This window comes from Winogradskyella poriferorum, from assembly GCF_036553625.1.
In the GTDB taxonomy this organism is placed as follows: Bacteria; Bacteroidota; Bacteroidia; order Flavobacteriales; family Flavobacteriaceae; genus Winogradskyella; species Winogradskyella poriferorum.
This window is the reverse complement of record NZ_JAZHOU010000002.1, coordinates 529,970-556,505: the sequence shown is the minus strand read 5'-3', so window position 1 is coordinate 556,505 and position 26,536 is coordinate 529,970. Positions and strand designations below refer to the sequence as shown.

22 protein-coding genes are annotated in these 26,536 nt (G+C 32.7%); 12 read left to right on the top strand and 10 right to left on the bottom strand.

Annotated features, from left to right (window positions below):
- Window positions 1–5: 5 nt before the first annotated feature.
- Window positions 6–2,366 carry a GumC family protein gene (locus V1468_RS08685; protein ID WP_331809846.1) on the top strand — a complete coding sequence of 787 codons (2,361 nt, stop codon included), beginning with the start codon at window positions 6–8 and terminating at the stop codon, window positions 2,364–2,366.
- 40 nt (window positions 2,367–2,406) lie between these two features.
- Here V1468_RS08685 and V1468_RS08680 read toward each other — a convergent pair whose 3' ends face one another.
- Window positions 2,407–3,579: a proline dehydrogenase family protein gene (locus V1468_RS08680; RefSeq protein WP_331809845.1), complete on the bottom strand. Its 1,173-nt coding sequence runs from the start codon at window positions 3,577–3,579 to the stop codon at window positions 2,407–2,409.
- A 99-nt stretch (window positions 3,580–3,678) separates the two neighbouring features.
- Between V1468_RS08680 and aroB the strand changes: the two genes are divergently transcribed.
- Window positions 3,679–4,749, top strand: a complete 1,071-nt coding sequence (gene aroB, locus V1468_RS08675; protein WP_331809844.1) for a 3-dehydroquinate synthase — start codon at window positions 3,679–3,681, stop codon at window positions 4,747–4,749.
- Window positions 4,750–4,813: 64 nt separating this feature from the next.
- Here aroB and V1468_RS08670 read toward each other — a convergent pair whose 3' ends face one another.
- Both V1468_RS08670 and V1468_RS08665 read right to left on the bottom strand, forming a co-directional pair.
- Window positions 4,814–5,293, bottom strand: a complete 480-nt coding sequence (locus V1468_RS08670) for an Lrp/AsnC family transcriptional regulator (protein WP_278005086.1) — start codon at window positions 5,291–5,293, stop codon at window positions 4,814–4,816.
- A gap of 74 nt (window positions 5,294–5,367) precedes the next feature.
- Window positions 5,368–6,513 (bottom strand): M14 family metallopeptidase, encoded by a 1,146-nt coding sequence (locus V1468_RS08665; RefSeq protein ID WP_331809843.1) that lies wholly within the window; start codon window positions 6,511–6,513, stop codon window positions 5,368–5,370.
- A 304-nt stretch (window positions 6,514–6,817) separates the two neighbouring features.
- On the opposite strand from V1468_RS08665, the gene V1468_RS08660 reads away from it, so the two are divergent.
- Genes V1468_RS08660 through V1468_RS08650 form a run of 3 tightly spaced genes read left to right on the top strand, consistent with a single transcriptional unit; the run spans window position 6,818 to window position 8,415 of the window.
- Entirely contained in the window at window positions 6,818–7,186 is a 369-nt protein-coding gene (locus V1468_RS08660; protein WP_331809842.1) for a helix-turn-helix transcriptional regulator, read from the top strand.
- A gap of 39 nt (window positions 7,187–7,225) precedes the next feature.
- Window positions 7,226–7,615 carry a hypothetical protein gene (locus tag V1468_RS08655; RefSeq protein ID WP_331809841.1) on the top strand — a complete coding sequence of 130 codons (390 nt, stop codon included), beginning with the start codon at window positions 7,226–7,228 and terminating at the stop codon, window positions 7,613–7,615.
- A 5-nt stretch (window positions 7,616–7,620) separates the two neighbouring features.
- Window positions 7,621–8,415 carry a TerC family protein gene (locus V1468_RS08650; protein WP_331809840.1) on the top strand — a complete coding sequence of 265 codons (795 nt, stop codon included), beginning with the start codon at window positions 7,621–7,623 and terminating at the stop codon, window positions 8,413–8,415.
- A gap of 14 nt (window positions 8,416–8,429) precedes the next feature.
- On the opposite strand, the gene V1468_RS08645 is transcribed toward V1468_RS08650, so the two are convergent.
- From V1468_RS08645 to V1468_RS08625, 5 genes are all read right to left on the bottom strand, one after another.
- Entirely contained in the window at window positions 8,430–11,117 is a 2,688-nt protein-coding gene (locus V1468_RS08645; protein WP_331809839.1) for a DNA gyrase/topoisomerase IV subunit A, read from the bottom strand.
- Window positions 11,118–11,321: 204 nt separating this feature from the next.
- Entirely contained in the window at window positions 11,322–13,172 is a 1,851-nt protein-coding gene (locus V1468_RS08640) for a DNA topoisomerase IV subunit B (RefSeq protein ID WP_331809838.1), read from the bottom strand.
- A gap of 123 nt (window positions 13,173–13,295) precedes the next feature.
- Window positions 13,296–13,757: an SRPBCC family protein gene (locus V1468_RS08635; protein ID WP_331809837.1), complete on the bottom strand. Its 462-nt coding sequence runs from the start codon at window positions 13,755–13,757 to the stop codon at window positions 13,296–13,298.
- A gap of 315 nt (window positions 13,758–14,072) precedes the next feature.
- Window positions 14,073–15,167: a redox-regulated ATPase YchF gene (gene ychF, locus V1468_RS08630; protein WP_331810012.1), complete on the bottom strand. Its 1,095-nt coding sequence runs from the start codon at window positions 15,165–15,167 to the stop codon at window positions 14,073–14,075.
- A 304-nt stretch (window positions 15,168–15,471) separates the two neighbouring features.
- Window positions 15,472–16,950, bottom strand: coding sequence for a hypothetical protein (locus V1468_RS08625; protein ID WP_331809836.1), 1,479 nt, complete (start codon window positions 16,948–16,950; stop codon window positions 15,472–15,474).
- A gap of 148 nt (window positions 16,951–17,098) precedes the next feature.
- On the opposite strand from V1468_RS08625, the gene V1468_RS08620 reads away from it, so the two are divergent.
- Entirely contained in the window at window positions 17,099–17,869 is a 771-nt protein-coding gene (locus V1468_RS08620) for a TIGR02757 family protein (RefSeq protein ID WP_331809835.1), read from the top strand.
- A gap of 176 nt (window positions 17,870–18,045) precedes the next feature.
- Here the strand turns inward: V1468_RS08620 and V1468_RS08615 are convergent, their stop codons facing one another.
- A complete protein-coding gene (locus V1468_RS08615; protein ID WP_331809834.1) occupies window positions 18,046–19,935 on the bottom strand; it encodes a M61 family metallopeptidase in 1,890 nt (629 codons plus the stop codon).
- Between the two features lie 85 nt (window positions 19,936–20,020).
- On the opposite strand from V1468_RS08615, the gene V1468_RS08610 reads away from it, so the two are divergent.
- From V1468_RS08610 to V1468_RS08585, 6 genes are all read left to right on the top strand, one after another.
- Complete coding sequence (locus V1468_RS08610) at window positions 20,021–21,028, top strand: glycosyltransferase family 2 protein (protein ID WP_331809833.1); 1,008 nt, start codon at window positions 20,021–20,023, stop codon at window positions 21,026–21,028.
- Window positions 21,029–21,095: 67 nt separating this feature from the next.
- On the top strand, window positions 21,096–21,842 hold the full coding sequence (locus V1468_RS08605; protein WP_331809832.1) for a hypothetical protein: 747 nt from the start codon (window positions 21,096–21,098) through the stop codon (window positions 21,840–21,842).
- A gap of 27 nt (window positions 21,843–21,869) precedes the next feature.
- Window positions 21,870–23,795, top strand: a complete 1,926-nt coding sequence (locus V1468_RS08600; RefSeq protein ID WP_331809831.1) for a BatA domain-containing protein — start codon at window positions 21,870–21,872, stop codon at window positions 23,793–23,795.
- Window positions 23,792–25,045 (top strand): dihydroorotase, encoded by a 1,254-nt coding sequence (locus V1468_RS08595; protein ID WP_331809830.1) that lies wholly within the window; start codon window positions 23,792–23,794, stop codon window positions 25,043–25,045. Before V1468_RS08600 ends, V1468_RS08595 begins: the two co-directional genes overlap by 4 nt.
- Entirely contained in the window at window positions 25,045–25,371 is a 327-nt protein-coding gene (locus V1468_RS08590) for a hypothetical protein (RefSeq protein WP_331809829.1), read from the top strand. The genes V1468_RS08595 and V1468_RS08590 overlap by 1 nt, the downstream gene beginning before the upstream one ends.
- Before the next feature lie 7 nt (window positions 25,372–25,378).
- Window positions 25,379–26,026 carry an alpha/beta hydrolase gene (locus V1468_RS08585; RefSeq protein ID WP_331809828.1) on the top strand — a complete coding sequence of 216 codons (648 nt, stop codon included), beginning with the start codon at window positions 25,379–25,381 and terminating at the stop codon, window positions 26,024–26,026.
- Here V1468_RS08585 and V1468_RS08580 read toward each other — a convergent pair.
- Window positions 26,023–26,529 (bottom strand): hydrolase, encoded by a 507-nt coding sequence (locus tag V1468_RS08580; protein ID WP_331809827.1) that lies wholly within the window; start codon window positions 26,527–26,529, stop codon window positions 26,023–26,025. The genes V1468_RS08585 and V1468_RS08580 overlap by 4 nt on opposite strands.
- Between the last annotated feature and the right edge of the window lie 7 nt (window positions 26,530–26,536).

The window sequence follows — 26,536 nt, the reverse complement described above, 5'->3', positions numbered from 1 at the left end:
AATTTATGAAATCCAAAACATCCACTGTAGACTTAAAACAAACCTTAGAATTATTTCTTTCTTATTGGAAATGGATTCTCCTTTGCGTAATCATAGCCCTAGTACTTGGATTTACACATCTTCGTTATGCAGACTATGAATATAAAGCAAATGCTACCATAAAAATTAGAGACGAGGAACAATCTCAAAAATTACCTAGTTTAGACGATGTCAAAACAAATGGTCTATTTTCGGGTGGTGCAGATAAAATTAAAGATGAAATCAGAGTTATTAGATCTAGAGAAATTGCAGAAAATATAATTAAAAAGCTAGATCTTAATATCAGATACTTTGCTGATGGTAAAATTAAAGAAAAAGAATTTTATAAAAATTCTCCAATTAAAATAAATTTTTTTGAAAGTGACTCTATAATAGACAAAGTCAGTAAGACTCTATACATTAAAGTTAAATCACCCACTCAATATCTACTTTTCAAGGATAAAGACCAATCATTATTTGACGACAGAGAAGACACAGAAGGCACTTTATATGATTTTGGTGAAAAAGTTGAAACACCTTATGGAGGCTTTTACATTGTACCTAATGATGTTAAAAACACACCAAAAAAAGGTACAAGTATAAAAATTGCTATCATACCTGTACGAAAGCTAGTCAATTCATATTCACGTAACTTAGCGATTACAACAGAAAAAGGCTCTAGTGTTATAGGCTTGGAATTAAAAGAAACTGTAGCCAAAAGAGCCGTTGATTATTTGGATGAATTGATTAAAGAGTATAATAACGATGTACTTAAAGACAAAGAAGAAGTTGTCAAAGTGACATCAGATTTTATTACTAATAGATTACAAAAAGTCTCAAAAGAACTAGAAGAAGTAGATTATACTGCTGAAGAACTTCAAAAAAGCAGAAATATTACATCTTTAGGATCACAAACTGATCTCAACTTACAGGCAAATAAACAATTAGAACAACAAATAGTAAGTACATCCATAGATATTGAAAAAATCAATTACTTACAGGAAGAGATTCAGGCTGAAGATAGAAGTAGTGACATGTTACCCGCAGATGTTGGTATTGGAGATGCTTCTACAGCTCAAATGATTGCCAGTCATAACGAACTGGTTGCTGAACGAAATAGAATCTTAAAAAATTCAAGTCCAAAAAACCCTGTCATAATTAATTTAAATGACCAAATAAACGCCATCAAATCAAACATAGAGCGTTCGTTAAGCAACATGAAACAAACTTCTGAACTTACCTTAAATAACCTAAATAAGGAAAATTCAAGAATTAGAGGTCAACTTTATGCTGCTCCAACAAAAGCAAGACAATTTAGAGATATTAAAAGACAGCAAGACATTAAGGAATCTTTATACTTATATCTTTTAGAGAAACGTGAGGAATCAGCTATCAGACTTGGCATGTATACTCCAAATGCAAAAATTATAGAGAATGCCTATACTTCTAACATGCCTATTGCACCAAAGCCAACAATTATTTATTTGGCTTCTCTTATTCTTGGACTCATGATTCCAATTGGAATCATATATCTAATAAATCTTCTAGATTCTAAGGTTTACAATAAAAATGATCTAGTCAACATTTTAGATATACCTTATTTAGGGGATATACCTAAAACATCAAAAAAACAAAAGCTAATCAAAAGAGTTGACTATTCGCCTAAAGCTGAGGCTTTTAGAATAGTACGCTCAAACATTGACTTCATACTTAGAAATTTAAAGAGTCAGCAAAAGAGAATATTTATTACATCAACAAAAGCTCAAGAGGGAAAATCGCATACAAGTACCAATTTAGCTAGCTCAATATCATTTTCTGAAAAGTCTGTGCTGTTGGTTGAAATGGATATTCGTGTACCTAAAATTTTAGATTACTTAGGAATTGAAGAAAAACCTAAAAAAGGTTTATCAGATTTTATAGCTGATGAATCAATTAAATCCCAAGAAATTGTTGTAAAACATCCTGAAAATAAATTTTTAGATATTATTCCGTCAGGTACGATTCCACCTAATCCCTCAGAATTATTGATGAATCCCAGGGTGAATGAACTTTTTAAACATTTTGAGAATAAATATGATTACATAGTAGCAGATACTTCTGCTGTTGGGTTGGTAAGTGATACATTACTGATATCTGAACTTGCAGACCTATTTATCTATGTAGTTAGCGCTGATAATGTAGACAAAAGACGACTTGTAAATGTAGCACAACCCTTATACGATGATAAACGACTTCCTAACATGACCATGTTGTTAAATGGTGTTAAGCCTGGTAAAAAAGGATATGGGTATGGATACGGATACGGTAATAATCCTACCAAAAAGAAAAAATGGTATAGTTTTTCATAAAAGAACAGATTCAAATAGACGCCTTAAGAAAATAAGGCGTTTATAGTTTTCGTCTTTTCCTCTCCGTTTTTAATAAAGTTAATTCTCTATTGGTTTGTCCTGCTACAGAAGTATTCTCCTCTGCCCTTCTTATAAGGTACGGCATTACATCCTTAACTGGACCAAAAGGGATATACTTAGCTACATTATAGCCTTCTTCTGCTAAGTTATAACTAATATGATCACTCATACCATACAATTGCCCAAACCAAACATTGTTATCCTCTTTGTGAATGTTATATTTTTCCATCAATTCCATAGCTAGATAACAGCTAGCTTCATTGTGCGTCCCAATAAATACAGAGATATCACTTAAGTTCTCTAAAATGTAAATAAGCGAATTATTAAAAGTATCATCGGTTTCTTTCTTATTTTCACAGATAGGAGACTTATATCCTTTTTCTTCAGCCCTATTACGCTCTTTTTCCATATAAGCGCCACGAACAATTTTCATCCCAATATTAAAACCATCTTTCTTTCCGCGCTCATGTAATTCTTTTAAATAATCTAACCTATCCCAACGATAGCATTGTAGCGTATTATAAACAATGGTTTTGCCTTTGTTATATTTCCGCATCATATCTTCTACCAAATCATCAGCTGCATCTTGCATCCAACTTTCCTCGGCATCTATTAAAACTTCAACGTCTTTTTCTTTTGCCAGTTTGCATACAGCATCAAAACGCGCTACAACCCTATTCCATTCTTCATTTTCCGAAGCGGAAAGCTCCTTACCTTCAGTCTTCTTTTGGTATAGTAAAAAGCGTCCAAATCCTGTAGGCTTAAAAACTACTATTGGCATAGCATCTCGCTCTTCACAAAAATGAATAATCTTCAATATTTTTTTTAACGCATTATCAAAATCCTCCTCTATTTCTTTACCTTCTACAGAATAATCTAGCACAGAACTAACACCTTTAGTATATAGTTTATCTATAACAGATAAACAATCCTCTTCACTCACACCACCACAGAAATGATCAAAAACAGTTGAACGAATTAAACCCTCTACTGGTAAATTAGCCTTTAATGCAAAATTAGTTGCAGCAGTACCTATTCTCACCAAAGGTTGAGATGAAATCATTTTAAATAAAAAGTAAGCACGTTCTAACTCAGAGTCAGATTTTAGTGCAAAAGCAGTTGAAGTGTTTTCAAACAGAGACCGATTAATCATAAATCTTTAATATAATATTGCAAATATATTTAATCCTAAGCGTATTTTTTTCTAAAAAAAGGGAGTATTTTCACACCGTAAATTGAGGAATCAACAAAAATGAAATCTATAAAGACAAATAATGCAATTGTTCACTTTAATGACAACGTATATAAGGAGCTTAATGCATATATAAAATCATCCAATCCATCAAAAATATTCATTCTGGTTGACACCAATACACACGATGCTTGTCTTCCAAAATTTTTGTCTCAGGTTGAGTCTGGTGACATCGTAGTTGAAGTTATGGAAATGCCAGAAGGTGAAGATCATAAAACTATAGACATATGTACTGGTGTGTGGGAAGCAATGTCTGAATATTATGCAGACAGAAAAAGTCTTATGATAAACTTAGGCGGTGGTGTTGTAACAGACCTTGGTGGTTTTGTTGCTAGTACTTATATGCGAGGTATAGACTACATCAATGTTCCTACATCCTTATTAGCCATGGTAGATGCTTCAGTTGGAGGTAAAACAGGTGTAGATCTTGGTAATCTAAAGAATCAAATAGGTATTATAAGCGAAGGCAGTATGGTCTTAATCGATACATCTTTTTTAGAAACTTTACCGAACAACCATATGGTTTCTGGTTATGCAGAAATGTTGAAGCACGGATTAATAAAAGATAAGTCTTATTGGAATACGCTTATTAATTTTGAGAGTTTAGATGCCTCAGCTCTTAATGAAATGATTTATGATTCTGTTGTTATAAAAAATAAGATAGTTTCTGAAGACCCAACAGAGCAAGGGTTGAGAAAAATTTTAAATTTTGGTCATACATTGGGTCATGCTATAGAAAGTTATTTTTTAGGCAATGCAGATAAAGTTCCTTTATTACATGGAGAGGCAATTGCAATAGGAATGCTTTTAGAAGCTTATATTTCAACAAAAACAGCTGGTTTGTCTAATGAAGAGTTAAAAGAAATTGAAGAAGGAATTTTAAAAACCTTTACAAAAGTTGAAATCAATGAAAACGATCAAAAAGTAATCATAAATCTATTGCAATACGACAAGAAAAACAGTCATGGCAAAGTGAAGTTTGTTTTATTAGATGCCATTGGTAAACCAAAAATCAATTGCGAAGTAAATAATGATATTTTGTTAGAAGCATTTAAGCACTACAATGCTTAATATAAAAACAAAAAACCTTAGCACTTGCTAAGGTTTTTTTATTTCTATTTACATTAATTATTCACTACAACTCGTTAAAAATAGTGTGCATTAGACGTTTCTTATCATTAATACTCTCTTCTAGAGATATCATTGTTTCAGTTCTGTAAACACCTTCTATATCATCAATTTTAAAAATGATTTCCTTAGCATGCATTGTGTTTTTTGCTCTAATTTTACAGAAAATATTAAACTTACCAGTAGTAATATGAGCTACTGTAACATAAGGAATACTCTCGATACGCTCTAAAACGAATTTAGTTTGTGACGTATTTTGCAGAAACACACCAATGTAGGCTATAAATGAATATCCTAGCTTTTTGTAATCTAAAGTAAGCGAAGAACCTTTAATGATTCCTGCTTCTTCCATTTTCTTAACACGAACATGAACTGTACCTGCAGAAATCAATAATTTTTTTGCTATATCTGTAAAAGGAATACGCGTATTATCTATAAGCATATCCAATATTTGGTGGTCAACTTCGTCTAATTTAAATTTTGCCATAATTGTATAATCTTTAAACTTTATGCAAAAATAAAGTATTTTTATTATCAATTACTCACCAAAAGCAAGTTTTTTTAAGGTTTTAGTGAAGTTTTTTCATTATTTATCAATACGAAATCGTTTTCGTTAGTAACTTTTAGGGTTGTATTATGTTGAGTTTTTACCACTTGCCCTTTTGCATCTATCTCTTTATGACCATAAAAGATATTTGAATTTAAAATTTCTTCAAAAACTGGAATAAATTCAATTTTACCATCAACTAATCGTTCATCATATTGAATACCTAAATCAATTATTCCATCAATATCTTCTTCTAATCTTGCATTTCTTATAATTACATCATAAAATTTCTTTGCATTTTCAGGAATTGAAAAATATTCATTAAAGTCGTCAATTTCAAACCCTTTAGAAATTGATTCTAAAGCCTTAAGGATAGATAAAAAGATTAAGTACCGTACTTCTTCTCTATTATAATCATTTGGATAATGACCAGCTTCAAACAATATTGTTGGTACATTTAGACTTTGAAATGTATCGCCAACACAGTTAAGATTAAAACCATCATCATATCTTGCTACACAATGAGGTATCCTTTGCTGAAGGATAGAATTCATTGCAACAATTAAAGACATTGCCTTTTTTCTATTGAACGTTATAGAACGTTCTGCATCTTGAGATGGTGACAAAAACGAAAGTATGGATGATTTATTAGTTCCTTCGACATTATAAATTGTTCTTTGCCCATGAAGATTGAAGCAATAATCTGGTTTAAAATCATTAAAAATCTGTCTCAACAACCTACTCTCTGGTTGAGATAAGTCTTGCGCATCTCTATTTAAATCAACTTTGTTGGCATTTAAACGAGTGTAGCGTTCAGCACCATCTGGGTTTAAAATAGGTATTACTAAAAGCGTACAAGACTCTAAAATAGAATTAGGAATAGCATTATTTGTGAGAAATAAATTAAAACAATCAAAAAGAGCCTTGGTCGTTGTAGATTCATTACCATGCATCTGAGACCACATCAAAACCTTTTTAGATCCATTACCCAATCTCAAACTGTAAATAGGTCTATTTTCAACAGAATAACCAATAACCGAATACATAGAGCCTGGAATTTTCTTTAGGCATTTTTCGATGTGTGAATTGGTAATGTACCTACCAAATAAGTCAGGTGTTTTAATTAGTGTATATAAACTATTAAGGTGCTCTAATTTCATTAATGATTTTTTAGATGTTACAAATGTAACTATTTGATTTTTTACAAATGTAAACAAGATATATTTGCATTTTTGTTACAGTTGTATACAAGTTCAGAATTTAACAATTCCCAGAAGCCAACCATTATTGAAAAAAATTCAATAAACAACTTTTTTAAATTTTATTTAATTGTTTTTCAGTTATTTAAACTAAAAAATAAAACTAAAACTTTAAGTTATTTTAAAAGATTAACACTAAACTATTGATTAAAAATACACTATTGTTTACATTTGTATCGTTACTATAACGAAACATCTGTTTACAATGATAAACTCTTCGGATTTTGCTAATCGTCTACAAAAAGTCATAGATTTTTATGATGAAACTGCGTCTGGTTTTGCTGAAAAAATTGGAGTCCAGAGATCTAGTATTTCACATATTCTTTCCGGAAGAAACAAACCTAGTTTAGACTTTGTAATGAAGGTGCTTCACTCCTATCCAGAAGTAGAATTGTATTGGCTATTAAATGGTAAAGGAAACTTTCCGACAACCGAAGTTAAAATTTCAGATATTCCAAATCCTCAACCAAATCTAAAAACCGAGAACACTGAAAATTTCCAAGAATCTGATTCTGAAATTGAAAAAATAGTCATCTTTTACAAAGACGGTACATTTAAAAGCTACAAGCCTTAATTTTAAATTAACTAAACTATCTTTGCACAAACCATAAGAATGAAAAACATTTTTTTGCTTTGTATATTATTACTGCTTACAAGTTGTTTTGAAGTAGAACGTAATTGTGCTGACTTTAAAACCGGCGAATTTGAATTTGACTACATTATAGATGGAGTAAAAAAGACTGGTAGATTTATTCGAACCGAAGACTTAAGCATCAATTACTATGATGGAAAAATAGACTCCTCATCAGTGCGCTGGATAAACGATTGTGAGTTTATCTTAAAAACCATAAACCCTAAGACAAATGCCGAAAAAGATGATATGCACATGAAAATACTATCCACAGACGGTACATCATCTTATACTTTTGAATATAAGTTGGCAGTAAAAAAGCGAAACAAACCTTTACGAGCCCAAAGAGGTGTTGCCTATAGAATTAAATAGATAATATGTTAGAGTTCTTGTTAACATCCGATGCAATAATGGCGCTTGTAACGCTAACATTTCTGGAAATTATTCTAGGAATAGATAATATCGTATTTATTTCGATTGCCGCAAATAAGCTTCCTGAGCATCAACGAAGTAAAGCCACCAATATCGGCTTGGTTTTAGCAATGATTCAACGCATAGTTCTACTATTTTTTGTTACATTTCTTATTGGCTTAAGTGAACCTTTTTTTAAATATGAGAACGACTGGTTTAAAATAGCACTAAGTTGGCAAGCTATAATATTATTTGCTGGCGGACTCTTTTTAATTTATAAAAGCACGTCTGAAATAAGAGAAAAGGTAGAAGATCCAGGTCACGATGAAAAAGGCGTAAAATCTAAAGTGATTAAATCGCTTTCTCAAGCTATTACACAAATCCTAATCATTGACTTTATATTCTCCGTAGATTCTATCTTAACTGCAGTTGGTATGACCAATGGCCTGCACCCAAATAATAACTATACTCTAATATTAATGATTATAGCTGTTGTTATTTCTATAGCTGTAATGATAGGTTTTGCTAATCCTATTCGAAAGTTTATAGATCGAAATCCAAGTATGCAAATACTAGGTCTAGCCTTTTTAATTCTCATAGGTTTTATGCTTATTACCGAAGCTGCTCACCTATCTCACACAGAGTTCTTTGGAAAAACAGTTGGCGCAATACCAAAAGGCTACTTATACTTCGCAATTGCATTTTCATTGTTCGTGGAATTCTTGAATTTCAAAACAAAGAAAAAGACTAAGACTAATTAATTCTATTTAAAACACTAGAAAAGCGTCACCTGACCTTTATCATCTATATCTAAATCATCATCCTTATCATCCGCTTTAGTTGAAGAATCATCTTTAGGCTGTTCTGTTTTTTCTTCCGTTTTATCAACATCTAAATCCACAGAAACGGTTTCTTCGTCTACAACCTCCAAATCATCTGCATGCACTTCTTCTGGCGCCTCATAAGGTAAAGGATCTAATAAACTTATTTGATTTATTTTTTCCTTAGTTAACTGATTTCCAAGAGCATTAATACCTTTTACTGCAATAAATTCTTCAAGATTAACTTCCATGTTAGGTTTACGATCTTTACCTCGCTCTTTGGTAAATTCTACCTCAGCCATTGGCCTCCAATCTGTAGATACAATTTCTAATTGCGAATCTGGATGACTGGAAATAAATGTCTCCTCTTTTCCTTCTTGCTCAATTAAAAAACGCTTTACATAATAGCGTTCTTTTTCTCCATCATAATAGATGGCAGATATTGGTTTTTTAGGTATCCATTTTTCAAGCACAATCATGTCGCTATCAAAATGTGTTGTTAATTCTGGGATAATAGTTTTTACATTTCCAGATTGTGTAATAATAAGCAAACGGTCCTCACCTCTAAATTCACCTATAAGTTCACCTCTTTCATCGACATTAAGACGCTGTACTGTATCGTCAAACCAAATTTTGCGTGGTTTTAGGGTTGAAACTCCTTTTTCTTTAAGTTCTATTCGTTTTACAGAATACTTGGTAACAAGATTCCCTTTAGATGAACGACCCTTTATTAAAATATCAGCAAAATCTAAATCCCACTTCAGTTTTTTAATACTACCTACTTGACGCAGTAATACAGTAACAACTTCGGCTTCGCCATTAGGATTTGCAGAGAAATACCACACCACAGAACCCTTGTTACCGTTGGTCATGTCGTACTCTCTGTCTCTGGTAATACTGGTAACAGCAAAACGTTTTACATAAGATGGTCCTTTTTTACCATCTCTATAAATCATGTTGTAGATAGTACGCTTGTCTTTCTTCTTGAAAACTGCAACGTGAATAATATTTTTACCAACAAAAGTTTTAGAATCCACCTTGGTTACCATCATTTTACCTTCTTTGGTAAACACAATGATATCATCTATATCACTACAATCACAAACATATTCATCTCGCCTTAATGAGGTTCCGATAAATCCTTCTTCTCTATTGACGTAAAGCTTAGTGTTTCTGATAACAACCTTTGTTGCATCTACATCTTCAAAAGCTCGTAATTCAGTTTTACGCTCTTTTCCTTCACCATAATCTTTCTTTAAACGCTCAAAATAAGTAATCGAATAATCGATAAGATTGGCTAAATTGTGTTTCACTTCTGCAATTTGATCTTCTAAAGCATCAATTTTTTGTTGCGCTTTATCAATATCAAATTTAGAAATACGCTTTATTCTTATTTCTGTTAAGCGAACAATATCGTCTTCGGTAACCGCACGCTTTAAATGTTTAATATGTGGCTGAAGTCCTTTGTCAATAGCCTGGATAACTCCTTCCCAAGTCTCCTCTTCTTCTATATCACGATAGATTCTATTTTCAATAAAAATTCGCTCTAAAGACGCAAAATGCCATTGTTCTTCAAACTCTCCCAGCTTTATTTCTAATTCTTGTTTTAAAAGCTGAACCGTGTTATCTGTAGAACGACGCAACATCTCAGTAACCCCAACAAAGAATGGCTTATTATTTTCAATAACACATCCTAATGGTGAAATTGATGTTTCACAAGCTGTAAATGCATAAAGGGCATCAATCGTTTTATCTGGCGACAAACCTGATGGCAAATGGATTAATATTTCAACTTCAGCCGCTGTATTATCCTCAATGCGTTTTATTTTGATTTTACCCTTATCATTCGCTTTTAAAATAGAATCTATCAAGGATGATGTAGTTGTACCAAAAGGAATCTCTGTAATAGCAAGCGTGTTTTTATCGACTTGCGAAATTTTAGCACGTACCCTAACCTTTCCGCCGCGCATTCCATCATTGTAATTGCTGATGTCTGCAATACCTGCGGTTGGGAAATCTGGATATATTGTGAAGCGCTTACCTTTTAAATGCTTTACCGAAGCATCAATAAGCTCTATAAAGTTATGTGGTAAAATTTTAGTAGATAAACCTACAGCAATACCTTCGCCTCCTTGTGCTAAAAGCAATGGAAACATAACTGGCAGATTTATTGGCTCTTTTCGCCTACCGTCATAAGAAGCCTGCCACTCTGTTATTTTAGGATTATAAACAACGTCTAGCGCAAACTTTGATAATCTGGCTTCAATATAACGTGATGCCGCTGCTCTATCTCCTGTTAGGATATTTCCCCAGTTACCTTGGGTATCTATTAAAAGATCTTTTTGACCAATTTGAACCATGGCATCAGCAATACTTGCATCACCATGCGGATGGTACTGCATTGTATGACCAACAATATTAGCCACCTTGTTATAACGACCATCATCTAAATCTTTCATAGAATGCATAATACGACGCTGTACTGGTTTAAAACCATCTTCTATTGCAGGTACAGCACGCTCTAAGATTACATAAGAAGCGTAATCTAAGAACCAGTCTTTATACATTCCGGTGACTTTGGTAATCGTTTCTTGATTACCGTTGTCTTCATTTAATAATTCGTCATTTTGATCTTCTGCCATTTAAATACTCTATGCTAATTTATCGCTATACTTTATTCAATATTCTTATTAAACTTTTTTAGTCCTGCCATTAATAGGACTATTGCCAGAATCCCTAAAAACCCTGCTACATTTTTCATTGACCAAAGGTTGGAATAGTCTAATAAAAATAACCAACCAATGATTAGTAGTAAAGGCCACAAATTCAAAAACTTTTGCCCTTTTTTATTCGACGACATCTAATTCTACTTTAAGATTTTCAATAATGAATTCTTGACGTGATGGTGTGTTTTTTCCCATATAAAAAGACAACAACTCTTCAATAGACATATCCTTGTCTAGCATCACAGGATCTAGACGCATGTCTTCACCAATAAAATGTTTAAACTCATCTGGAGAAATTTCACCAAGCCCTTTAAATCGCGTAATTTCTGGCTTTGGTTTTAATTCTTCAATCGCATTTTTTCGTTCTTCGTCAGAATAACAATAAATTGTTTTCTTTTTATTTCTCACTCTAAACAACGGAGTTTGAAGAATATACAAATGCCCTTCTTTTATCACCTCAGGAAAAAACTGTAAGAAAAACGTAATTAGCAACAACCTAATATGCATACCATCTACGTCGGCATCAGTTGCTATGACGATGTTGTTATATCTAAGGTCTTCTATTGATTCTTCTATATTTAAAGCCGCTTGCAAAAGATTGAATTCTTCATTTTCGTAAACAATTTTTTTGCTTAAACCATAGGAATTTAAAGGCTTTCCTTTTAAACTAAATACTGCTTGCGTATTAACGTTTCTTGATTTTGTAATACTACCAGAAGCCGAATCTCCCTCTGTAATAAACAATGTAGTATCTAAGTAGCCATCCTTTTTTGTATCGCCAAAATGAATACGACAATCACGCAGTTTCTTATTATGCAGACTTGCTTTTTTAGCGCGATCCTTCGCTAGTTTTCGTATCCCAGATAATTCTTTACGTTCGCGTTCTGCCTGAAGAATTTTGCGTTGTAACTTCTCTGCTGTTTCTGGGTTTTTATGAAGAAAATTATCAAGATATGTTTTTACAAAGTCATTGATGTAGGTTCTTACCGTTGGCAAATCGCCTCCCATATCTGTAGATCCTAACTTGGTTTTGGTCTGACTCTCAAAAACAGGTTCCATAACCTTTATTGCAATAGCTGCAACGATAGATTTTCTAATATCTGAGGCATCGTAATTTTTTCCGTAAAATTCTCTGACAGTTTTAACAATAGCTTCTCTAAAAGCTGCTAAATGTGTTCCACCTTGCGTGGTGTTTTGACCATTAACAAAGGAATGGTATTCTTCACTATACTGTGTTTTACTGTGCGTAATAGCAACTTCAATATCATCACCACGTAAGTGAATAATGGGATAAAGCAAATCACTTTCATTGATATTTTCTGAAAGTAAATCCTTTAAACCATTTTCACTATAATATTTTTCGCCATTAAAAACTATGGTCAATCCAGGGTTTAGATATACATAGTTTTTTAACATCTTTACCACATATTCATTTCTGAATTTGTAGTTTTTAAAAATGCTATCATCTGGTACAAAGGTTACTTTGGTTCCTTTTCGTCTTGATGTATCGTCTAAAAATTCCTGATCTGTTAGCTCACCTAAAGCAAACTCAGCAGAAGCTGATTTTCCGTCTCTGGTAGACTCTACTCTAAAATAGGTAGACAACGCATTAACTGCTTTAGTACCTACACCATTAAGACCTACAGATTTTTTAAAGGCTTTAGAATCGTACTTACCACCAGTATTCATCTTAGACACTACATCTACAACCTTTCCTAATGGAATACCACGACCATAATCTCGTACAATAACACGATCTCCTTGTATAGAAATCTCAATGGTCTTACCTGCTCCCATTACAAACTCATCGATAGAGTTATCGAGCACTTCTTTTACAAGAATATAAATACCATCGTCTGGAGAGGATCCATCACCTAATTTTCCGATGTACATACCAGGACGCATCCTGATGTGTTCCTTCCAATCGAGTGAACGAATATTATCTTCAGTATAGTTAGTTTGTTCTGACATAAAATAAAAGGACGATGTTAATGATAGAACGCTAATATAAGACTATAGCTTAAAAAATGAAACACGGTTCTGGTAAAGTAATTAACAATAAAGTACCGTTATTGTTGAGAACCTTAACATTTTTTATTGTTTTGCTAATTCCTCAGCTTTTTGCTTTAAAATTGCATTTCTGGTAACCATATTAACTCTAATATGCCTTTTCAAAATTAGGCGATCTACAATTTTTCCCAGAATTCCGTATTTAGAAGCAAAATGAAGTTTATCTATCATTACAGTCTTACCGTTGCGCTTTTCAAAAATGTGATCGCGCCTGTAAGATTTAAAGCTACCATCCGTCATTTCATCTGTAAATACGTAAGGTTTTTTTAACTCGGAAACTTTTAAAGTGAGGTGCTGTACAAAACCAAGATGATTGGTTTCCCAAGTGATAGAGTCACCTTCTTCTACAAGACCAGATATCTTTCCCATAACTGGGATTTCATTTTTATGCTTTAGAGACTGCTTATAAAAATCAACATCTCTTGCTAGATTAAAGCAAATCTCAATGTCTGATTCTATTTCAGTTTCTTCAATTATTTGGGGCATAATTTTTCTTTAGTAATAAGACGCGATGATTTTAAAAAGGTCACAATAAAATGTTCTTACACATTGTAAAAATTTTGATAAAATTCTGCTTCTCGATACTAATTTTTCTCATTTTCAATCGAAAAATTCACTCGAAGTGACGAATTTTACCCGAAAAGTTCTCGATACAATTTATCGCGCTACTTCGACTTCGCTCAGTATCCATTCAAAACCACTCGAAATGACGATTTTATAAAATTGATAAAAATTACCCTCAGAAAAGGTCAGATTGAAAAACCAAATCTACAATTCAACGCATCAACAAATCAGCCCTAATTACACGTTAAATAAGAAATGCATCACATCTCCATCTTTAACAATGTAATTCTTCCCTTCTACACGCATTTTACCAGCTTCTTTTACTTTGGCTTCGCTTCCAAAACTTACATAATCATCGTAAGCAATAACTTCTGCTCTAATAAAGCCTTTTTCAAAATCGGTATGAATTACTCCAGCAGCTTGTGGGGCAGTAGCACCAACATTTACCGTCCACGCTCTTACTTCTTTTACACCAGCCGTAAAATAGGTTTGCTGATTTAAAAGCTTATAAGCCGCTCTAATTAATTTTGCCGAACCTGGCTCATCTAATCCTATATCATCTAAGAACATTTGGCGTTCTTCATAATCTTCTAACTCATTAATATCAGCTTCTGTACCAACAGCTAACACCAATACTTCTGCGTGCTCATCTTTAACCGCTTCTCTCACCTTATCCACATAAGCATTACCAGTGTTTGCAGCACCCTCATCTACATTACACACATACATTACAGGTTTGTCTGTAATAAATTGTAATGGCTTTACGTAGTCTGCATAATCTTCGTCTGAAAACTCTAAAGCTCTCACAGATACACCAGACTCTAAACCGTTTTTTATCTTTAAAAGCACTGCTTCTTCTGCTTGTGCCTCTTTGTTACCTGTTTTAGCAGCACGCTTTACTTTATCTAACTTCTTTTCAGTAGTTTCTAAATCTTTAAGTTGAAGCTCCATGTCAATGGTTTCCTTGTCTCTTATAGGATCTACAGAACCATCAACGTGAACAATATTATCGTTATCAAAACAACGTAATACGTGCAAAATAGCATCGGTTTCTCTAATATTGGCTAAGAACTGGTTTCCTAAACCTTCACCTTTGCTGGCGCCTTTTACCAAACCTGCGATATCTACAATCTCTACCGTTGCAGGCATTACACGCTCTGGATTAACCAAAGATTCTAGTTTTGATAATCTTGGGTCTGGCACGTTAACCACACCAATGTTTGGCTCTATGGTACAAAACGGAAAGTTTGCACTTTGCGCTTTAGCGTTAGATAAACAGTTAAATAAGGTTGATTTTCCTACGTTTGGTAATCCTACTATTCCAGCTTTCATATTAACTTCCTGTACTTCGACTCCGCTCAGCACAAGCTGCAGGAATCTTTTTTAATTAAACTTCTTCTCTCTTTTTAAGAGATTGCAAATGTAATTAAATACTAGAATAGTTTTGATTAAGTTTTTTGAAAAGTTTGTGGGTGGTTTTTGGTTGCGAAGCGATTACCCAGTGTTAGATGAAAGCTATTTTATTTCCACTATAAAATTAGCAAAAAAGACTAGACATTTTGATAGGAATTTCCAGCCTTTTTAGCCCAGTATGGTTATTAGTCATTAAACTTTCGCATTATCTAACAACAAGTAATTAGTTAGGAATAATCTTTTGAATACCAATATTATTTTTTTTGCTCTTTAATAAAATTAAATAATCATTGTTGTAAAAAAAACTGTTAATATGCCTAAAGAAAAAGTCTTCTTGAGAATTAACCTGTTTATTCATTGAGTAGTCATATTTAAATTCGTAACATAAATATGGTGCATCTTCGTTATATTTATATATTTCTCCATCTTCACTCTCCACTTTTGATGAGTTAAAATAAATATATATGTTATCATTTTTGTTCACTTTTATTGCCGAACTAGTTCTAGGCAAAAAATAATTGCTTGGTTTTTCTTTATGAATGATGTCGTAATCTATTAGGTTACCGTTAAAATCAAACTTATTAATTCCTATATTACCATAATAAAATATTGTCATGCTTTGCCCATTAGACAAACCCCTCTGTTCGGCTGTCATTGTGTTAGAATAAGTAGTTTCATTAATGATAAAGTATGAATTCTTGATTACAAAAAAATCACTAATTTCTACATGATTTAATTGCTTAAATTTTTTCCTCAAAATTTGCTTGTTTAAATCATCTTTATATTTAGAATCGAAAGGTGAAATATTGATTGATTCTTGTTTAAGGTTTGACAAATTAAATTTAGAAATGTAAAAGCCCTTTTTTTCGTCTTCTTTGGTAAATTCACTATAATGTCCAGCAAAAAATATATTATTTGTATCAACAAAAGCTTTTAAATCTTCAACATATTTGCTTTTGGTATCAATTTTAAATATTTCTTGAGAATCTTTGGTAACTCTAACCATCTCATATGTACATGTCGATCGTTTAGAATTTTTATACTTTTTTACTAATAAAAGTATTGTACCATCATCTAGAGAATAAATATCATTAAAATTTATATTTCTTTTGCCTTTATAAAAATCATTAAGTTCGATATTACTCATTAGCTTAAAGTCACTATCATATTGTAGAAGTTTTTTTGCTTTATTTAGCCCAACAGAAAAACCTTTTTCGTTCCTATCACCAATAATTAAACTCATTATAGAATAGTCTTTATTAAAAGATAAACGTGAAGCTTCTTTAGTTCCACTTTTATACAATGTTTGTTCTTCGAAACTAAAATCATCTATGTTACAAAAGTATCTTTTTATGCTTTTCATTCTTAATTCATGAGGACTTGCTACAATTATATTTACTTTATTATTCTTTACTGAGAAACCCATAACAGAACCTTTAAAATCCTTTGAAATATCCTTTTGTTTAATGAGCTTCATATCCTTATCATAATGACTTAAAGCATGATATTGTTTAAAGGATAATTGACTTTGTTTTTTCCCAATCGTCAGAACTATAATATCCCCATTTTCAAGTATTGCTGTATTTGACACATAGTTTATTTTTTGTTTGGCGTCATTATCTTCACCTTTGATAAACTCTGTCTGACCATAAGTTAATGTTAGGCATGTTAGTAACAAAAGAAAGGTGATTTTTTTTTTCATTTTCAAGTATGATTATATGTTATGATTTATCTTGTTAAAAGTCGTAATTACTTTATCCGCCAATTTCGCATTTTTAAACCAAGAAGTCAATACGTAACGTTACGTATTTTTAACAAAGCCTTATTTTTGCAGTCTAAATCTTAGCTTTTTGAAACTTAAAACATCAGAACTTAAAACCTTTTTAGACGAGAAAGTCCACCTATACCATAACCCAAAATTTATTGAGAGCGACCCAATACAAGTGCCACATCAATTTTCTAAAAAAGAGGATATTGAGATTGCTGGGTTTTTAACCGCTACCATTGCTTGGGGAAATCGTAAAAGCATTATTAACAATGCCAATAAAATGATGGTGCTGTTAGACCATGCTCCTTATGAGTTTGTGACCCAACACCAAGACTCAGATGTAGAGGCTTTACAGTCGTTTGTACACAGAACATTTAATGGTGATGATTTTATACAGTTTATAAAAAGTCTGCAACATATTTATAAAGCGCATTATGGTTTAGAAGCTGTGTTTTCAAAACATGCTGAGCCTAACTCATTACAACAAAGTATCCACGAGTTTAAAAAACTATTTTTTGAGATTCCGCATTTAGAGCGTACCAAAAAGCATGTGAGCGATCCTCTTAAAAAGTCTGCTGCAAAACGTATTAATATGTATTTGCGTTGGATGGTACGCAATGATAATGCAGGTGTAGACTTTGGCATTTGGGATAGCCTCTCTCCTGCTCAACTGAGTTGTCCGTTGGATGTGCATTCTGGTAATGTTGCCAGGAAATTAGGCTTGCTAAAGCGTAAACAGAATGATGCTAAAGCCTTAGCGGAATTGGATGCAAACTTACGTAAGTTAGACCCTAACGATCCTGTGAAGTATGATTTTGCACTGTTTGGTTTGGGTGTTTTTGAGGGGTTTTAAATTCCTGCGAAAGCAGGAATCTCTTAAATATAAAGTTAAATCAACTAGATTCTGAAATACTGAAACAAGTTCAGCACAGGCAAGTTCAGAATGACAAAACCGTATAATTAAAAAAGGCTTCCTAATTGGAAGCCTTTTTTTATATTATGAGATTCCTGCTTTCGCAGGAATTTGGGTTACCCTTTTAACCAAGCTTGTCTTAAAGCTTTTTGCGCTTCTGTAGCGTTTTCATCTTCTACTAAAGATTCACTTTTAGCAGTTGCTTTACCTAAAGTTCCTTTTAAAACAACAGCTTCGCCATTACGCTCTAAATCTAAGCTGTACTCCTGGCCTTCTTGCCAACCATACATGCCACCAATAACTTGCTGCGCGTTTTCTAGCGTTAAATCTTTTCCGTTTACTTTCTTAATGATATCACCTGCTTGCACTCCTTGAGATGCCCAGAACGAATTCTGTAATGCCATTGGCGAAAAGAAAATACCTTTGTTAGGATCACCATCAAAAATGATGTTTTGTCCACCTGCAAAAATGTAGTTTGTTGGTACTTCAGTTTCACCCATTGTTAAACCAACCATTTCAAAAAACGCGTTGTAGTTAATAGGCACATCACCTTCTACATGTGTTTTTAAGAACTCGCCAACAGTTGGGTAAGTCATTTCAGTAATTTCTGCGATGATTTTATCATCATCAAAAGGTTTTTCTTTACCGTACTTAGCAGATAATTCTTTCATTAAAGACAACATACTTCTGTTACCATCGCTTTCTTTTCGCATTAAAATATCGATGCACATACCAATTAAAGCACCTTTCATATATACATTATAGTAATTGTGTGCATATGGCTCTTCTAATACATTTTCACTCATTACTGTGAAACTCATTGCATCATCTAAATTTTTAGATGTTGCTATTTTAGTCATTATAGTATTGTAAAAATCTGTTGGCTCAATTAAACCTTCATAAACCTGAAAGTGTTGTGCAAAATACTCCGTTACACCTTCGTACATCCATAAATGCTTAGAGAATGTTGGCTTGTTATAATCGAAATAATGTACATCTTCTGAGTGTACAGATAATGGAGTTACAATATGAAAGAACTCATGTGCGACAACATCTATAATCGAAGCCGCTAAACCTTCTTTGCTAGACGATTCTGGTAATACAACCACTGTGGATGTGTGATGTTCTAAAGCTCCCATACCTTTTGGTGCTGTATCAGAACCATCAGATAAGTATAAATAGATGTCGTAACGTGCAGTACTGTTAATATCACCTAAATATTTCTTTTGTGCCTGCATCATTTTATATACCGTTTCTTTTTGGCTCGCTGCAGTATGCACTTTGTTTGGTGAATATACACTCAGTACAATTTTAATGTCACCAACCATAAACTCTTCGACATCTAGCTTACCATACATCATTGGATTGTCGGTAATTTCAAAATAACGTTGTGCAAAATAACTGCTGGTTATAGACTTTCCGTCTGCGCTAGATTTCATTCCTCTGTCTTCTAAAGCCGAAGTTCTTACAAAGGTTGCTGGTGCAGTAACATCTAAAGCGTATTGATTGTTTTTTAAAGAATCGAAATAACCAATAAATCCATGAAGATTTAATACATAGTTGTCTTCTTCGATGTTAGTACCTGCTGGAGAAAACGGATTTTCACCACCTATACCTCCTGTAGATTCAATATCAAAAGTATCGTTAACGTAGTAGGTTAATTTATCTAAATTGGTAGCATCTGCAACCGTCCAAGTGTTGGTATCTACTTTAGTTACTTCGAGCTCATTCCCTTTATAGTCTAAAGCTTTCATACCTTCAATGTACTTTCCGAAATCACTAACAGAATATGTTCCTTGTACTACTCGAGGCAATCTGTACGTTACCATTTCTGTGGTAAAACGACCAGGATTAATAGTTACTGGCACTTTATCATCTACCACTGCTGTTAAATCTAAAGCAGTTTCGATAGGATTATTAACTGCTAAATCATCTACTTTTGGCTTGGCTGAACCACAACCTACCAAAATTACACTTAAGCCCAAAACGGCTAAATAGTTCTTCATGAATAATTATTTAATTTTTTTACGAGACGCACAAATCTACAATCTGTTACCACTTTAAGTCTAAAGGTTTTGTTAAATTCGTAGCATGTCTCAGCCATTAATCAGCATTTTAATTCCTTTTAAAAATACCGAAGCCTTTATTTCTGAATGTGTTACTTCTATAATTGATCAGACTTACACCAATTGGGAAGCCATTTTTGTAGATGATCATTCTGATGATACATCTTACACTATTGTTGAAAAATTTTCAGAAAATGATGACCGAATTCAACTTTATAACAACAAACACAAAGGTATAATTTCAGCACTTCAAACAGCCTTTAGCTACTGTAAAGGCACTTATATCACCAGAATGGACAGCGATGATATAATGGTCGAAAACAGACTTGAAGTCATGCTGAATAGTCTTTTAAAGCACGGCAAACATCATCTTGCTGTTGGGCAAGTAAAGTATTTTAGAACTGACGGCATTAGCAATGGTTATGCACGCTACGAAAGTTGGCTTAATAAGCTTACCGAAAAAGGCAATAACTATTCTGAAATTTACAAAGAGTGTGTAATCCCTTCACCTTGTTGGATGCTACATCGTGATGATTTTGTAGCCTGTGAAGGTTTTGAGCCTAATCGTTATCCTGAAGATTATGATTTAACGTTTAGATTTTACAGAGCAAAATACAAATGTATTCCTTGTGATAAAGTGCTACTCCATTGGCGCGATTACAGTACACGAACTTCAAGAACACACGAGCATTATGCGATAAATTACTTTTTGGATATTAAAGTGCATTACTTCTTAGAATTGGATTATGATAAAAACAGACCATTAGCCATTTGGGGAGCCGGAAATAAGGGCAAAACAGTAGCAAAACTGTTAATTAAAAACGATATTCCTTTTCATTGGATTTGCAATAACAAAAAGAAAATAGGCAAAGAAATTTACGGACAAGAGCTATTAAAATACAATCACATAGAACAACTCAATCAGCCTCAAAGTATTATTACTGTGGCTAATGAAGACGCACAAAAAGACATAAAACAGTATTATAAAACGCTAAAAATGCAGTCTATGACTGATTATTTTTTCTTTTGTTAAATTTCTCAAAAGCCAACTCTAGTAATAAGACTTCGTTATCTATATTTGTTACTCATACATGAAGAAAATGAAACAAGCTCCACTCTTAATTATGCTTTTATTTGCTTTTGCAAATATTTCTTACGGACAAGAAAGTGAATCTAACTTTACGGATGACTATTTTTCTTCAATCTTTGAAACTTTATATTCTGTTGATACTGAGATGGCCTATTGTATTGCACCAATTGTTGAAGAAAGACTAGTCTCCGATTTGGCTGACTCATCAAGTTTTTACAACCCTTTTAAAAAATTATCACAATACATTTCTATAGAAACATCTTCTGATAGCTTAGTAAAAACCTACAGTTGGGATAGAATTAGTGGTGGAAGCTGGCATGATAATGCGTCTTATCTTCAATTTAAAACCAAATCTGGAAAGATAAAATATAAAAGATTAGACTCTGGTATTGAACGAGAAACCGGAGAACCTACTGATGTTATTATCTATGATATTCACAATATTAGAATAAAAGATGAATCTTATTATTTGCTACTAGGTTGGGGAACTCATGGTGGAGGACTTCATCATAGCTTAGCCAGAGTTTATAAGATTAAAGATGAAGAAGTCGTCTTATGTGATTCTTTTTTTGATGGTGAGAAATATTTACATGTTGGTGCTCCTAGAGTTGGTAGAATTGATTTACAATACAATTATGAAACCAAGGAACTATCACATAATTATTACGAATATGACGCATCTGTTGGCTTTTATAAACCTACAGGAAATATAAGAATCTGGTTATTAGAAAATGATAAATTTGTTCTCCAGAAATAATTTAACTTAAAAAATTAAACACTAGGAATGCAGTTTAAACATCCCGAATTACTTTACGCACTTTTTTTACTGATAGTTCCTATACTTATTCATCTATTTCAGTTACGTCGTTTTCAGAAAGTACAGTTTACTAACGTCAAATTCCTAAAAGCCGTAAAACTACAAACCCGCAAAAGCTCTCAACTAAAAAAGTGGCTGACATTACTTACCAGAATGTTGTTGTTAGCTTGCGCCATTATTGCGTTTGCACAACCATTTATACCAAATACTGAAGATTTTAATGAAACACAAGAAACCGTTGTGTATCTGGATAATTCATACAGTATGCAAGCCACAGGCAAAAACGGCAGTCTGTTAAATGAAGCCATTCAGGATATGATAAACAACTTTCCTGAGGATGAAAAGATAAGTCTGTTTACAAACACACAAACTTTTAGAAACACAAGTTTAAAGGCTTTAAAAAATGATTTAATTCAATTAGAGCACTCACCTACGCAACTAAATTATGATGCGCTTTTTATTAAGGGAAAAGAATTGTTTTCTAAAGATAAATCGTCTTCCAAAAACCTTATTCTAATTTCAGATTTTCAACAAAAAGATAATCCTGTTACGTTTGAAACCGACAGTACGATTAACCTTAAATTGGTTCAACCAAAATCTGCATTAGTTTCTAATGTGAGTATTGATAGTGTTTATGTTGCTAATTCTAATTCCGAAACTTTAGACTTAAATGTAAAACTGTCTAATCAAGGTGAAGCTATTGAGAATATTACAGTTTCCTTATTTAATGATGACGTTTTATTAGCAAAAAATGCTGTTGACATAACTGAAAGTTCTGAAGCTACATTTTCCGTTTCTAACGAAGCTGTAATTAATGGAAAATTAGTAATTGAAGATGCAGGTTTGCAATACGATAATAGCTTTTATTTCAATATTAATTCTAAACCAAAAATTAAGGTTCTTGCCATAAACGAAAATACTGATGACAATTTCTTAAAACGCATCTATACAGATGATGAATTTGAGTATAATTCTTTTAAAATAAACAATCTTAATTTCAATATTATTCCAGATCAAAATCTAATTGTTTTAAATGAATTAGAAAGCATATCCGATGCTCTAAGAACAACTCTTGTGTCGTTTAAAAACGACGGAGGATACATCTTAACTATTCCTTCAAAAGAAATAAATTTAAATACTTATAATCAGATATTTAATAATTCTAATACACCTCAATACAATTCTCTAAGCAGTCAACAAAAACGTATCACAACCATTAACTATAATCATCCGCTTTTGGCTAACGCATTTTATTCTAAAGTTAGTAATTTTCAGTATCCAAAAGTAGAAACTTCATATAGTTTTTCTTCCAATGCAAATAGTGTTTTATCATATGAAGACGGCAACGCTTTTTTAGTTGGATCCAATGGATTTTATGCGTTTTCTAGTGCCTTAAATGATGAGAATTCTAACTTTAAAAATTCACCTTTAATAGTTCCTGTACTTTACAATATAGGCAAGCAAAGCTTAAAGCTGCCACAACTCTATTATTCTATAGGTCAACCAAACACAATTGCTATAAATGCTGTGCTTGGACAAGATGACATCTTAACCCTTGGCACAGATGAGAATACTGTAATTCCGCTACAAAAAACGTTTAGCAAAACTGTGGTTTTAGAAACTACTGATTACCCTGTAAATGCTGGTATCTTTAATGTTAAAAACGAATCTGAAGTATTGCAAAATCTAAGCTTTAACTATAATAGAGAAGAAAGCAACTTAAGTTATTTAGACATAAAGAACAACACTAATGTTTCAGTAAACGAAAGTTTAGCCACAACAATAAACGACATAAAAAGTAGCTCAACTATTAATGCACTATGGAAATGGTTTGTTATTTTTGCACTAGTATTTTTAATAATAGAGATACTTCTACTAAAATATCTTAAATGAACGCACTCATAAAATCTGCCACCATCGTTGATTCTAAAAGTGAATCTCACAACGAAACAGTAGATATTTTAATTGAAAAAGGTCGCATTTCTAAGATTTCTAAACGCATTTCTAACCCTGATAATTACAAAGAAATTAAACTAGATAACCTCCATGTTTCTCAAGGTTGGTTTGACAGTAGTGTTTCTTTTGGAGAACCAGGTTACGAAGAGCGCGAAACCATAGAAAACGGACTTAAAACAGCTGCGGAATCTGGTTTTACAGCCATAGCACTAAACGCAAATTCTAATCCTGTAATCGATAGTTTTGCAGATATTACGCTAGTTAAAGCAAAAGCCCAAAACAAAGCAACTAGCCTCTATCCTATTGGTGCTTTAACAAAAGCTAGCAATAGTACAGATTTGGCAGAGTTGTTTGATATGAAAAACGCAGGAGCAGTAGCATTCTATGATTATCAGAAACCTATTTCCAACCCAAACCTTATAAAGATTGCCTTACAATATGCGAGTAATTTTGATGGCTTAGTATTGTCTTTTCCTCAAGAATCAAAGATTTCAGGTCTTGGTGTGGTAAACGAAAATATAAACAGTACACGTTTAGGCTTAAAAGGAAATCCTGGTTTAGCAGAAGAATTGCAAGTTGCCAGAGATTTATTCCTATTAGAATATACCGAAGGCAAACTACATATACCAACGATATCTACTGCTAAATCTGTAGAACTTATTAGAGAAGCAAAGGCTAAAAAACTTAATGTGACTTGTAGTGTTGCGATACATAATTTAGTGTTAACAGATGAAAGTCTGGAGGGATTTGATACAAGATACAAGGTTCTACCTCCTCTAAGAACCCAAAACGATTGTGATGCTTTAGTTGAAGGACTAAAGGACGGAACAATAGATATGGTTACCACAGACCACAACCCAATTGATATAGAAGATAAAAAGGTAGAGTTTGACCACGCAAAATACGGTACCATAGGTTTAGAGTCAGCTTTTGGTGCTTTACAAACTGTATTTACAACAAAAAAAGCGGTTAGTTTACTTACGCAAGGTAAAGCTAGATTTGGTGTGCCTGAAAGTTCAATAAACATTGGTGAAGTTGCTAATTTAAGTTTGTTTAATCCTGAAGGCAAATACCAGTTTAGCAAAGAAAACATTACTTCAAAATCCAAAAACAGTGCATTTCTTGGCATGGAATTAAAAGGAAAGGTTTACGGTATTGTTGCAAATAATAAAGTAGTTATTAAATAATGGAGAACGCAGATATTAAAGACGGTAAAACATTAGCAACCGTCGCTTATATAACTCCACTTGGTTTAATTATTGCTATTTCTCTGAATCTAGAAAAAAAGAATCCTTATATCTTTTTTCATGCCAGACAAATGATTGGCTTAATTATAATGCTGATTTTTTCTAATGTATGCGAAAAGCACGTTAACTCTTGGTTTGGAACAGCGCTATGGTTTGTAACTTTTGTTTCCTGGCTCTATTGTTTAATATATGCTATTATTGGAGAGTATAAATTACTTCCTGTATTAGGACAGTATTTTCAAGATTGGTTTAAAAACCTAAAATAACAGAAAAATGACCACAGATCTACATTACATAAAAAGACCAAGCACTTTAAAAGAAAATGCACCTTTACTTATTATGTGCCATGGTTATGGAAGCGATGAAAACGATTTGTTCTCTTTTGCTTCAGAATTACCAGAAGAACTTTTTGTTATTTCTTTGAGAGCACCATATGCCATGCAACCCTACGGAAATGCCTGGTATGCTATAAATTTTGATGCAGAAAAAGGAAAGTGGAGCGACAACGTACAAGCAAGGCAATCGGTAGATTTAATTGCTAATTTTATAGATTATGCTTGTGACATTTATCCTGTAAACAAAGATAACGTAACGCTTTTAGGCTTTAGTCAAGGAACTATTTTAAGTTTATCTGTGGCAATGAATTATCCTGAAAAACTAAAAAATGTTGTTGCCCTTAGTGGTTATCTTAATGAAGATATTTTACCTGAGAGTATTGATAAAAACAAAGTTTCTCACTTAAACATTTTCAGCTCTCATGGCTACGCAGACCAAGTAATACCTGTAGAATGGGCCAGAAAAACACCAGAATACCTTAAGAATTTAAACATTAACCACACCTATAAAGAATATCCTGTTGGACATGGTGTGGCACCTCAAAACTTTTATGATTTTAGAGATTGGCTTAAGAATTACCTCTAGCCTATTTTAGGATACAAAAAGTATTCAACCAAGTTATACTTAAGGTCGTTATTTTCGTCAATATCATATTTTACGAAAATTTCTCCCCAATATACACCATCTGTAAAATTGGCTAAAATCCACTTATGATTTACAATTCGAATCTTATTGATGATTAACTTAGAATCTGTCATAGATACAAAAGGCACAATTGGATGATTATCCCCTTCATAATTATTCATTTCATATAAGCCTTCTGTAATTGCATCGATAAGCTTATCTGTATCATAGCCTTGGGCAACAAAATAATCTAAAGCATTATCATTTCTGTCTATATTAAAATAATTAAGATCAAAATTCTGGTCCTCTAAATCGGCTATAGTTTTTTCTTGAGTCTCAATAGTAGCTTTAAACTTTTTTATATCCTTTTCATATTTGTCTAGTATATTTTTAGAGTTCACATATTGAAATATGAATGCTAAAGCTGAAAAAATAAACAAATACATAAAAATTCTACTCTTCATATTAAAT

Bases quoted from the DNA above. Each gene is read 5' to 3' on its own strand.
- V1468_RS08685 (WP_331809846.1), top strand. From the start codon at position 6: ATGAAATCCAAAACATCCACTGTAGACTTAAAACAAACCTTAGAATTA.
- V1468_RS08680 (WP_331809845.1), bottom strand. From the start codon at position 3,579: ATGATTAATCGGTCTCTGTTTGAAAACACTTCAACTGCTTTTGCACTA.
- aroB (WP_331809844.1), top strand. From the start codon at position 3,679: ATGAAATCTATAAAGACAAATAATGCAATTGTTCACTTTAATGACAAC.
- V1468_RS08670 (WP_278005086.1), bottom strand. From the start codon at position 5,293: ATGGCAAAATTTAAATTAGACGAAGTTGACCACCAAATATTGGATATG.
- V1468_RS08665 (WP_331809843.1), bottom strand. From the start codon at position 6,513: ATGAAATTAGAGCACCTTAATAGTTTATATACACTAATTAAAACACCT.
- V1468_RS08660 (WP_331809842.1), top strand. From the start codon at position 6,818: ATGATAAACTCTTCGGATTTTGCTAATCGTCTACAAAAAGTCATAGAT.
- V1468_RS08655 (WP_331809841.1), top strand. From the start codon at position 7,226: ATGAAAAACATTTTTTTGCTTTGTATATTATTACTGCTTACAAGTTGT.
- V1468_RS08650 (WP_331809840.1), top strand. From the start codon at position 7,621: ATGTTAGAGTTCTTGTTAACATCCGATGCAATAATGGCGCTTGTAACG.
- V1468_RS08645 (WP_331809839.1), bottom strand. From the start codon at position 11,117: ATGGCAGAAGATCAAAATGACGAATTATTAAATGAAGACAACGGTAAT.
- V1468_RS08640 (WP_331809838.1), bottom strand. From the start codon at position 13,172: ATGTCAGAACAAACTAACTATACTGAAGATAATATTCGTTCACTCGAT.
- V1468_RS08635 (WP_331809837.1), bottom strand. From the start codon at position 13,757: ATGCCCCAAATAATTGAAGAAACTGAAATAGAATCAGACATTGAGATT.
- ychF (WP_331810012.1), bottom strand. From the start codon at position 15,167: ATGAAAGCTGGAATAGTAGGATTACCAAACGTAGGAAAATCAACCTTA.
- V1468_RS08625 (WP_331809836.1), bottom strand. From the start codon at position 16,950: ATGAAAAAAAAAATCACCTTTCTTTTGTTACTAACATGCCTAACATTA.
- V1468_RS08615 (WP_331809834.1), bottom strand. From the start codon at position 19,935: ATGAAGAACTATTTAGCCGTTTTGGGCTTAAGTGTAATTTTGGTAGGT.
- V1468_RS08610 (WP_331809833.1), top strand. From the start codon at position 20,021: ATGTCTCAGCCATTAATCAGCATTTTAATTCCTTTTAAAAATACCGAA.
- V1468_RS08605 (WP_331809832.1), top strand. From the start codon at position 21,096: ATGAAACAAGCTCCACTCTTAATTATGCTTTTATTTGCTTTTGCAAAT.
- V1468_RS08600 (WP_331809831.1), top strand. From the start codon at position 21,870: ATGCAGTTTAAACATCCCGAATTACTTTACGCACTTTTTTTACTGATA.
- V1468_RS08595 (WP_331809830.1), top strand. From the start codon at position 23,792: ATGAACGCACTCATAAAATCTGCCACCATCGTTGATTCTAAAAGTGAA.
- V1468_RS08590 (WP_331809829.1), top strand. From the start codon at position 25,045: ATGGAGAACGCAGATATTAAAGACGGTAAAACATTAGCAACCGTCGCT.
- V1468_RS08585 (WP_331809828.1), top strand. From the start codon at position 25,379: ATGACCACAGATCTACATTACATAAAAAGACCAAGCACTTTAAAAGAA.
- V1468_RS08580 (WP_331809827.1), bottom strand. From the start codon at position 26,529: ATGAAGAGTAGAATTTTTATGTATTTGTTTATTTTTTCAGCTTTAGCA.